General features: G+C 73.5%; 8 protein-coding genes. 7 read left to right on the forward strand and 1 reads right to left on the reverse strand.

The window, feature by feature from the left end; all coding sequences use genetic code 11:
- Nucleotides 1–112: 112 nt before the first annotated feature.
- Entirely contained in the window at nt 113–1750 is a 1638-nt protein-coding gene (locus tag ABZ885_RS28795) for a PQQ-binding-like beta-propeller repeat protein (protein WP_360194693.1), read from the reverse strand.
- A 377-nt stretch (nt 1751–2127) separates the two neighbouring features.
- Here ABZ885_RS28795 and ABZ885_RS28800 point away from each other — a divergent pair, with 377 nt between their 5' ends.
- The 7 genes from ABZ885_RS28800 to ABZ885_RS28830 form a co-directional block, all read left to right on the forward strand.
- Nucleotides 2128–3597 carry a carbohydrate-binding protein gene (locus ABZ885_RS28800; protein WP_360194696.1) on the forward strand — a complete coding sequence of 490 codons (1470 nt, stop codon included), beginning with the start codon at nt 2128–2130 and terminating at the stop codon, nt 3595–3597.
- 243 nt (nt 3598–3840) lie between these two features.
- On the forward strand, nt 3841–4989 hold the full coding sequence (locus tag ABZ885_RS28805) for a LacI family DNA-binding transcriptional regulator (protein WP_360194699.1): 1149 nt from the start codon (nt 3841–3843) through the stop codon (nt 4987–4989).
- A gap of 243 nt (nt 4990–5232) precedes the next feature.
- Nucleotides 5233–6522, forward strand: coding sequence for an extracellular solute-binding protein (locus ABZ885_RS28810; protein WP_360194702.1), 1290 nt, complete (start codon nt 5233–5235; stop codon nt 6520–6522).
- A 22-nt stretch (nt 6523–6544) separates the two neighbouring features.
- The gene (locus tag ABZ885_RS28815; protein WP_360194704.1) at nt 6545–7486 is read left to right on the forward strand and encodes a sugar ABC transporter permease; all 942 of its coding nucleotides are present in this window, start codon (nt 6545–6547) and stop codon (nt 7484–7486) included.
- 69 nt (nt 7487–7555) lie between these two features.
- Nucleotides 7556–8422, forward strand: a complete 867-nt coding sequence (locus tag ABZ885_RS28820) for a carbohydrate ABC transporter permease (protein WP_360194707.1) — start codon at nt 7556–7558, stop codon at nt 8420–8422.
- A gap of 70 nt (nt 8423–8492) precedes the next feature.
- Complete coding sequence (locus ABZ885_RS28825; protein WP_360194710.1) at nt 8493–9935, forward strand: GH1 family beta-glucosidase; 1443 nt, start codon at nt 8493–8495, stop codon at nt 9933–9935.
- 43 nt (nt 9936–9978) lie between these two features.
- On the forward strand, nt 9979–10364 hold a 386-nt coding region (locus ABZ885_RS28830), incomplete at its 3' end, for a hypothetical protein (RefSeq protein ID WP_360194713.1).

Below are 10364 nucleotides of genomic sequence, written 5' to 3' on the forward strand. Positions count from 1 at the left end.
CCGCCGGCCTCAACCCGCCCGAACGACCCCCGACCTGCTCGCCCGGCCGGCGTGCAGCCGCCCCGCCGTCCCCGTGGGGTTCACGGTGACGGCGGGGCGGCGAGGCGGGCGGCTACGCGGCGCCGAAGGCGACCAGGTGGCCGTCGCGGGTGCCGATGTAGACGCGGCCGCCGTCGGTGGCCGGGACCACGAACTTGGCGGCGGTGCCGATCGGGAAGGAACGGCGCAGGTGCATGGTGCCGTTGACCGGGACGGCGTCGTAGACGCGGAGTTCGCCGCCGACGCCGCCGGGGCCGGAGCCGGACCAGACGGCCCAGACCAGTGCCGAGCCGCCCGCCGTCCCGTTGGAGGTGACGACGGGGGAGCCGGAGCCGTAGCCGAAGCCCTCGTTGCTGGTGCCCACGCTGCTCAGGGTCGGGACGCCGGCGGCGTTCACCGAGAACTTCAGCGCCCGCAGCGGGGAGCGGCCGTTGCCGGTGTCGGTGGACACGGTGTACACGTACCCGCCGCCACCGCCCCAGACGGCGGGGTGGCCCCAGACGCCCTCGAACGGCCCGGCCATGCTCACCGGGTTGTCGGTGCCGTTGGGGCCCTGGCCCATGCCGCCGAGGTTGTCGCGGTCGAGCAGGAAGACCCGGCCGTCCTTGCCGACCTGGACCAGCAGGCGCGGGTGCGCGGTGGTGCCGAAGCCGTTGGGCAGGGCGACCGGGCCGCCCGAGCCGAGGTCGGTGTCGTTGGTGTCCAGGGTGCGGTTGTTGGTCGGGCTGAAGAAGTCCCGGGCCGAGAGGCTGCCGTCGCTGTTGACGCCGAGGCGCACCACCGACTCGCCGAGGTGGCCCGGCGGGCGGTTGCCGGGGCCCTGGCCGGGTGAGGCGCCGGTGCCGGCCCCGTTGCCGGTGCTGACGAAGATCCGGCCGGAGCCGTCGGAGACCAGGCCGCCGCCGGCCTGCCAGATGCCGGCCTCCTGGCTGTCGGAGCCGGACTCGGTGGACCACAGGGTGAGCGCGCGGGTGGCGACGTTCACGCCGGCCACGTAGCCGACGTAGGGGCCGGAGTCGCAGTAGGAGGCGAAGCCCGCGTACACGGCGCCGTTGAGCAGCAGCAGGCCGGGGCGCTGCGCGGCGGTGAAGGGGTTGAACGGGTGGCCGGGGCTGTTGGTCGGCGTGCCCTGGAGGGTGACCGGCCAGCCGGTCCGCTCGGCGCCGGTGGAGGCGCTCATGGCGTGGACGTACCAGTGCGGGTGCTGGACGTCCGGCCCGTCGTTGACCTTGCTGGTGAGGTAGACGGTGTTGGACGAGGCGTCGTACACCGGGGTGGAGGTGATCCCGGTGTTCGCGGCGGGGTCGTTGCAGGTGACGGAGGAGGTGGGCCAGGCCGGTCCGAGCTGGCGGGTCCAGTTGGTCTTCCCGGTGACGGCGTCGATGCCGTAGACGTAGTTGTTCTCGGTGGCGACGACCACGTTCGTGCCGGTGACCAGCGGCTGGGCGAGGACCGCGCCGTTCACCGGGGTGGACCAGCGGCGCCCGAAGTTCGCGGAGGAGACCTGGGACGGGGACAGGTTCGGTTCGTTGGAGTCCCACCCGGTGCGCTTGTTGTTCACCGAGACGGTGGACTCGACGGCCTGGGCCGGGGCGGCGAAGCCGAGCAGCAGCAGGCCGGCCGCCGCGGCCGCCCCGGCTCTGAGCCGCAGCCGCCCGCGTCCGCTTCGTGCTGCCCCTGGTCGGTGCGTGGGTGAGGTGAGTCGCGCCATGTGGTCCGCCCTGGTCTCCGGTTGCGTGGACGCTGAGGTCCCGGCCGAGGCCATTGTGGTGACCGGGCGTCAGGTCGGGGGCCGGTCGGGGAGGGCACGACGGGCGGATTCATTCCGGGGGAGCAACCGTGCGCCCGGCCGGTGACGGTGGGAGGCGTCGGGCGGGGGAGGGGCCGTCGTTCAAGAGGTGAAGCGGTCTGCGGCTGTGCGGAGTTCATCGCTTCACCTCTTGACCACTGCCTCCCGGGGCGGGACAGTGGTCGGGCCGCAATGAGAGCGCTCTCAGGTCGGCCTCGGGCCTCCCGCACGTCCGCCCCCACGTCCGTCCACCCCGGAGGTGCACCACCGTGTCCAGTCCCAGTCCATCGAGTACCGCCGTGACCGGTACCGCCCCGCCCAGCACCGCCCCGCCCGGTACCGCCACCCGCCGCCACCGGCGCCCGCGCCGGGCGCTGGCCACCGTCCTGACGGCCGCCGGCGCGGCCGCCGCACTCTGCGCCGCCCTGCTCGGCCCCACCGCGACGGCCGCAGTCCCGCCCGCCCCCGCCGGCTGGACCACCGTCTGGACCGACGACTTCGGCGGCGCCGCCAACACCCTGCCGTCCGCCGCCGACTGGCTCGTCGACACCGGCACCGGCTACCCGGGCGGCGCCGTCAACTGGGGCACCGGGGAGGTCCAGAGCTACACCGCCGACACCGCCAACCTGCGCCAGGACGGCGCCGGGAACCTGCGCATCACCCCGATCCGGGACGCGAACGGCCACTGGACCTCGGGTCGGATCGAGACCCGGCGCACCGACTTCGAACCGCCGGCCGGCGGCAAGCTCCGGATCGAGTCCCGGATCCAGATGCCGAACGTGACCGGTGCGGCCGCCGCCGGCTACTGGCCCGCCTTCTGGACGCTGGGCGCGCCGTACCGGGACAACTACTGGAACTGGCCGTCCATCGGCGAGTTCGACCTGATGGAGAACGTGAACGGCGTCAACCAGGTCTGGGGCACGCTGCACTGCGGCGCCAACCCGGGCGGCCCGTGCAACGAGACCTCCGGGCTCGGCGCCGTGCACGCCTGCCCCGGCTCCGCGTGCCAGGGCAACTTCCACACCTACGCGCTGGAGTGGGACCGCAGCGTCAGCCCGCAGCAACTGCGCTGGTACGTCGACGGCGTGCAGTACCACTCCGTCACCTCGGCGCAGATGGACGCCGCCACCTGGAACGCGGCCACCGGGCACGGGCACTTCATCCTGCTGAACGTGGCGATGGGCGGGGCCTTCCCCGACCCGGTCGCGGGGTACCCGACGCCCACCGCCGCGACCGCCTCCGGCGTGCCGATGCTGGTCGACTACGTCGCGGTCTACAGCTCCGGCGGCGGGACGACGCAGCCGCCCACCACACCGCCGCCGACCACCCAGCCGCCCACCACGCCGCCGCCCGGCGGCAGCGCGTACGCCACCATCCAGGCCGAGGCCTACAGCGCGCAGTCGGGGACGGCGGTGGAGAACACCGGTGACACCGGCGGCGGCCGGAACCTCGCCGCGCTGGCCAACGGCGACTGGGCGCTCTACCGGGGCCTGGACTTCGGCGGCACCCCGGCCCGGCAGTTCAAGGCCCGGGTGGCCTCGGGTGCGGCCGGCGGGGTGAGCGGGCTGGTGGAGGTCCGGCTGGACAGCCCGACCAGCGCCCCGGTCGGCTCGTTCGCCATCGCCAACACCGGCGGCTGGCAGAGCTGGACCACGGTGCCCGCCAACATCAGCGCGGTCACCGGCCGGCACGACGTCTACCTGACCTTCACCAGCGGTCAGCCGGCCGACTTCGTCAACGTCAACTGGTTCACCTTCAGCGCCACCTGACGCGGCCGGCCGCGAGGCGGCGGCGGACGTGCCTGCCCGCCGCCGCTCCGGCCTGCGCCGCGGCGGGTGCGTCCGCACGCCAGGGAGTGGGAGCGCTCTCAGCGTTGCCCCGGCGACCCGCTAGGCTCTGGGGGCGAAGCGTCGAAGCAACGAAGCGACGAAGCCTCGACGCCGCCGAGCGACGAAGCTTCGACGCCACCACGACGTCGAAGCGTCGAAGCGCCCCCGCGAGAGGAGCCCACGGTGCCGGAGCAGCCGCCGCGCCCCACGGTCGAGGCCGACCCGGCCGGGTCGCGTCCGACGCTGGAGTCGGTCGCCGAGCGGGCCGGGGTCTCCCGGGCCACGGCCTCGCGGGTGGTGAACGGCGGCGCAGGGGTCCGCGAGGCGCTGCGGCGGAAGGTCGAGAAGGCGGTCGAGGAGCTCGGCTACGTCCCCAACCTGGCTGCCCGCACACTGGTGACCCGGCGCAACCACGCCGTCGCCGTGGTGGTGGCCGAGCCCGGCAGCCGGCTCTTCTCCGACCCGTTCTTCGCCCAGCACCTGCGCGGCATCGGCCGCGAACTGTCCGCCGCGGACAACCAGATGGTGCTGATGATGGTCGAGGACCAGCACGACTACGAGCGGGTGGGCCGCTACCTGGCCGGCGGCCACGTGGACGGCGCCCTGCTGTTCTCGCTGCACCAGCCGGACCCGCTGCCGGAGATGGCCCGCCGGTCCGGCCTGCCCTTCGTGGTGGGCGGACGGCCGGGCTGGCCGGGCGCGGAGTCCGACCGCGACCTGGTGTACGTGGACAGCGACAACCGCGGCGGCGCCCGCCTCGCCGTGGGGCACCTGCGGGCGCTCGGGCGCACGGCCATCGCCACCATCACCGGGCCGCTCGACCAGACCTCCGCGCTCGACCGCCTGGACGGCTACCGGGACGTGCTGCCGGACGGCGACCCCGCGCTGGTCGCCGAAGGCGACTTCACCCCGGACGGCGGCGGCCGCGCGATGGCCGAACTGCTCGCCCGCCGGCCCGGCCTGGACGCGGTCTTCGCCGCCTCCGACGCGATGGCCTCCGGGGCGCTGCGCGTGCTGCGCGACGCCGGGCGGCGCGTGCCGGAGGACGTCGCCGTGGTCGGCTTCGACGACGTGGAGTCGATCGCGGCCTGGACCGAGCCGCCGCTCACCACGGTGCGCCAGGACATCGAGGAGATGGGCCGGCTGATGGCCCGCCTGCTGCTGCTGCGCCGCCTCGCCGAGGCGGGAGCCGGCGCACCCGGCGGGACGGCCGCGAGCACGCCTGCCGACCCGTTCGCGCCCGGACCGTTCGCATCGGGACCGGGCCGGCGGACGGGCGGTCCCACCTCGGTGATCACCCCGACCCGGCTGGTCCGGCGCGCCTCGGCCTGAGCTCCGCCTTCACCCGCCTTCACTCCCTGAACGGCTGACCGCCCGTAAGTCGAGATTACGTTCAGGTTTCGACCCCTTGACCGCCCCGCCCGGGCGCGGCACGCTCCTCTCAGCGTTCTGAGAGCGCTCTCAGAGAGCGCTCTCACCACTTACCGGCTCTCACACCACCCTCAGCGTCACGGCACCGCACGCACCGCACCTCACCCTCGCCACGAAGCCCACCCGCCCCGCCAGGGAGACCTCATGCGCCGCTCCGCCGCCGTCCTCGGCAGCACCGCCCTCGCCGCCACCCTCCTGCTCACCGCCTGCGGCGGTTCCGCCGGCTCGTCCGGCGCCGCCGCCGACGGCAAGGTGACCATCACCATCGACCTCTTCGGCACCTTCGGCTACAAGGAGAGCGGCCTCTACGAGGAGTACACGAAGCTCCACCCGAACATCACCGTCAAGCAGACCGACACCCAGGACGAGGGCCAGTACTGGCAGGCCCTGCAGACCAAGCTCGCGGGCGGCGGCGGGCTCGCCGACATCCAGGGCCTGGAGGTCGGCCGGGTGGCGAGCGTGCTGCAGAAGCAGGCGGACAAGTTCACCGACCTCAAGACCCTCGGCCTCGGCGCGGTCAACGACGAGCTGGTCCCCTGGAAGGGCGCCGCCGCCAAGACCGCCGACGGCCGGATCCTCGGCGCCGGGACCGACATCGGACCGGAGGCGATCTGCTTCCGCACCGACCTCTTCAAGGCCGCCGGCCTGCCCACCGACCGCACCGAACTGGCCGCCCGCTGGTCGACCTGGCAGGGCTACCTCGACCTCGGCCGCCAGTACGTCGCCAAGGCGACGCCCGGCAACGTCTGGACCGACAGCGCGGCCGGGATGTTCACCGCCGAGGTCGGCCAGCAGCAGGTCCGCTACGCCGACGAGAGCGGCAAGCCGGTCCACGAGAGCAGCCCGGCGGTCAAGACGGCCTGGGCCGACGCCGGCCGGCTGGTCGCGGACGGCCTCTCCGCCAAGCTGCCGCAGTGGACCCCGGAGTGGAACAAGGCCTTCAGCACCGGCAAGTTCGCCACCCTCAGCTGCCCCGCCTGGATGCTCGGCTACATCAAGGGCCAGGCGGGCACGGCGGGTGCCGGCACCTGGGACGTCGCCCCCGGCCCCGGCCGGACCGGCAACTGGGGCGGCTCCTACCTGACCGTGCCCAGGACCGCCAAGCACCCCAAGGAGGCCGCCGAGCTGATCAGGTGGCTCACGGCCAAGGAGCAGCAGACCACCCTGTTCACCAAGCAGGGCTCGTTCCCGTCCTCGACCGGCGCACAGGCCGCCATCAAGGACGTCACGGACCCGTACTTCAGCAACGCGCCGATCGGGCAGATCTTCAGCGAGTCCGCGGCCGCCATGCCGGCGCAGGTCCTCGGGGTGGACGACGGGGTGATCGGCAAGGCCTTCACCGACGCCCTCGGCGAGGTCGAGCGGACCGGCACCGCGCCCGACACCGCGTGGAAGCACGCGCTGGACAACATCCGCAAGGCCAACGGCAGCTGACGGCCGGCAGGAACCGACGCCCATGGCTCTCACCTCCTCCGCCCGGCTGCCCGCGGCCGGCCCCGCACCGGCCCGCACCCGCCGCGCCGGGCGGCTCGCCCCCTACGGCTTCCTGACCCCGTTCTTCGTCCTCTTCGCGGCCTTCGGGCTCTTCCCGCTGCTCTACACGGCCTACGTGTCGCTCCACCGCGTCGAGTTGCAGACCACCGACCGGATGGACTGGTTCGGCCTGCAGAACTACACCCGGCTGCTGGCCGACCCGTTCTTCTGGAACGCGCTGCGCAACACCTTCACCATCGGCGTGCTCTCCACCGTCCCGCAGCTGCTGACGGCCCTCGGCCTGGCCCACCTGCTCAACTACCGGCTGCGCGGCCGCACCTTCTTCCGGGTGGCGATGCTGCTGCCGTACGCGACCTCCGTGGCCGCCGCCACCCTGGTCTTCGCCCAGCTCTTCGGGCGTGACTACGGCCTGGTCAACTGGGTGCTGGGCGAGCTGGGCCTCGGCCCGGTGGACTGGCAGGCCGGCACCTGGTCCTCGCAGCTCGGCGTCTCGGCCGTCGTCACCTGGCGGTGGACCGGCTACAACGCGCTGATCTACCTGGCCGGCATGCAGGCCATCCCCGGCGAGCTGTACGAGTCGACGGCCGTGGACGGCGCCTCCAAGTGGCAGCAGTTCCGCCACGTCACGATCCCCGGCCTGCGTCCGACGATCGTCTTCACCGTCGTGGTCTCCACCATCGGCGCCACCCAGCTGTTCGGCGAGCCGCTGCTCTACGAGGGCAACGCCGGCGGGGGGATCTCCCACCAGTACCAGACCCTCGGCCTCTACCTCTACGAGCAGGGCTGGACCTTCTTCCACCTGGGCCGCGCGGCCGCCGTCGCCTGGGTGATGTTCCTGCTGATCGTCGTCCTCGCCCTGCTGAACGCGGCGATCGCCGCCCGGCGCAACCGTACGGACCGGTGACCCGTGACCCGTCTTCGACCCGCCCCTCACCCGGCGCCGCCCGCCGGCCCGGCTGGCACTTCGCCACCCGTGCGCCGGGCCGGCCGCTCGGAGCCGAAGGGCAGCCGCGCCCTCCGTTCCCCGCTGCACGGCGGCCCGCTCGCCTACGCCGTGCTCATCGCCGCCACTGTGGTGTTCGCCTTCCCGTTCTACTGGACGCTGGTGGCCGCCAGCCGCTCCAATGCCGAACTCAGCTCCACCACACCGGCGTTGACCCCGGGGCCGAACCTGCTGCACAACCTCGGTGAGGCGCTGGAACAGGCCGAGATCGGCCGGGCGCTGCTGAACTCGCTGCTCGTCTCGGCCACCGTCACCGCCGGGGTGGTGCTCTCCTCGACACTGGCCGGCTTCGCCTTCGCCAAGCTGCGCTTCCGCGGCCGCGGCCTGCTGCTGGCGGTCACCGTCGCCACCATGATGATCCCGCCCCAGCTCGGCGTGATCCCGCTGTTCATGCTGATCGTCCGGCTCGACCTGCAGAACACGCTGCCCTCGGTGATCCTGCCCTCGCTGGTCTCCGCGTTCGGGGTGTTCTTCATGCGGCAGTACCTGGTGCAGGCGCTGCCGGACGAACTGGTCGAGGCCGGCCGCGTCGACGGGGCCTCGCTGCTGCGGATCTTCCGGTCGATCGTGCTGCCGGTGGCCCGGCCCGGCATGGCCGTGCTGGGCATGCTGACCTTCATGGCCACCTGGAACGACTTCTTCTGGCCGGTCGTCGCCCTCAGCTCGCAGAACCCCACCGTGCAGGTCGCGTTGAAGTCGCTCGGCCAGGGCTACGTACCCGACCAGTCGGTCGTGATGGCGGGCGCCCTGCTGGGTACGCTCCCCGTCCTGCTCGTGTTCGGCGTGCTCGGCCGCCAGATCGTCGGCGGCATCATGCAGGGCGCCGTCAAGGGCTGAGTACTGCAGCTCAGTGTCCCGTCCCGGCCGAGCATCCCGCCATCCGTCAACTCCCACCCAGGAGGGCTCCATGACCGAGCACACCCCGCCCCTCGTGTTCCCCGCCGACTTCGTCTGGGGCACCGCCACCGCCGCCTACCAGATCGAGGGCGCGGCCACCGAGGACGGCCGCACCCCGTCCATCTGGGACACCTTCAGCCGGACGCCCGGAAAGGTGCGCAACGGCGACACCGGCGACGTCGCCACCGACCACTACCACCGCTACCCGGACGACATCGCGCTGATGGCCGAACTCGGGCTGCCCGCCTACCGGTTCTCGCTCGCCTGGCCGCGCATCCGGCCCGGCGGCTCCGGTCCGGCCAACAAGGCCGGCCTCGACTTCTACGACCGGCTGGTCGACGAGCTGCTCGCCCACGGCATCGCGCCGGTCGCGACGCTCTACCACTGGGACCTCCCCCAGGAGTTGGAGGACGACGGCGGCTGGACGGACCGGGCCACCGCCGACCGCTTCGCCGAGTACGCCGCGCTGGCCGCCGGCCGCCTGGGTGACCGCGTCGCCACCTGGACGACGCTCAACGAGCCCTGGTGCAGCGCCTTCCTCGGCTACGGCAGCGGTGTCCACGCCCCCGGCCGCTCCGACCCGGCCGCCGCCCTCACCGCCCACCACCACCTGCTGCTCGCACACGGCCTCGCCGTCGGCGCACTGCGCGCCGAACTGCCCGGCACCGCAAGGGTGTCGCTCACCCTCAACCTGGCCGCCGTCCGCCCGCTCACCGACGTCCCGGCCGACCGGGAGGCGGCCCGGCGGATCGACGGCCTGGCCAACCGGATCTTCCTCGACCCGGTCTTCCACGGCCGGTACCCGGCCGACGTGCTCGCCGACACCGCGCACGTCACCGACTGGTCCTTCGTCCGGGACGGTGACCTCGCCGAGATCTCCCGCCCGCTGGACTCCCTCGGCATCAACTACTACACCCCGACCGTCGTCGCCGCCGACGAACCGGGCGGCCGGACCCTCCGCCAGGACGGCCACGGCGGCGGTGAGCGCTCCGCCTGGCCGGCCGACGACGGCATCCGCTTCCTGCCCGCCGAGGGCGAACGCACCGCGATGGGCTGGCCGGTGGACGCCGACGGCCTCTACGAACTGCTCACCCGGCTGCGCGACGAGCTGCCGGGCCTGCCCCTGCTGGTCACCGAGAACGGCGCCGCGTACGACGACTACAGCGACCCGGCCGGCGCCGTCCACGACCCCGAACGGATCGCCTACCTGCACGCCCACCTCACCGCCGTCCACCGCGCGATCGCCGACGGCGCGCCCGTGCGCGGCTACTTCCTCTGGTCCCTGCTCGACAACTTCGAGTGGGCGTACGGCTACGGCAAGAGGTTCGGCATCGTGCACGTCGACTTCGCCTCCCAGCGCCGCACCCCGAAGGACAGCGCCCGCTGGTACGCCGACGTGGTCCGCACCGGCGCCCTGCCGTCCACGCCCCCGGGCACGCCCGCGGAGTGCTGAAAAGTCACTGGCGCGGCCGCCCGGCTTTGGCCAGGCTTCGCGCATGGACTGGATGCCCCTGCTCTCCACGCTCGCCGGTGCCGGGATCGGCATCGCCGCCACCCTGATCGCCGACCGCAACCGGTGGCGGCGCGAGGAGACCCGGCATGCGCTGAACGTGCGGCGCGAGGTGTACACGGAGTTCGTCTCCGCGCTGAAGGCGGCGGGCGAGGAGATCCGGGCCGTCGCCCTCGGCGACCACCGCTCCGACGCGGCCCGCGACGCCGCCGTGCGGGAGGCGTTCCGCAGCACCGGCCTGTACACGGCGAGCGAGCGCCTCTGGCTGGTCGGGCCGACCCAGGTCGTGACGGCCGGCAACGAGGCCTTCCTCAGCCTGCGCAGGCTCCGCGACGCCTACGCCCGCGGCGTGGCGGTCGGCTCGGCCCAGGA

The organism is Kitasatospora sp. NPDC047058 (genome assembly GCF_040643935.1).
In the GTDB taxonomy this organism is placed as follows: Bacteria; Actinomycetota; Actinomycetes; order Streptomycetales; family Streptomycetaceae; genus Kitasatospora.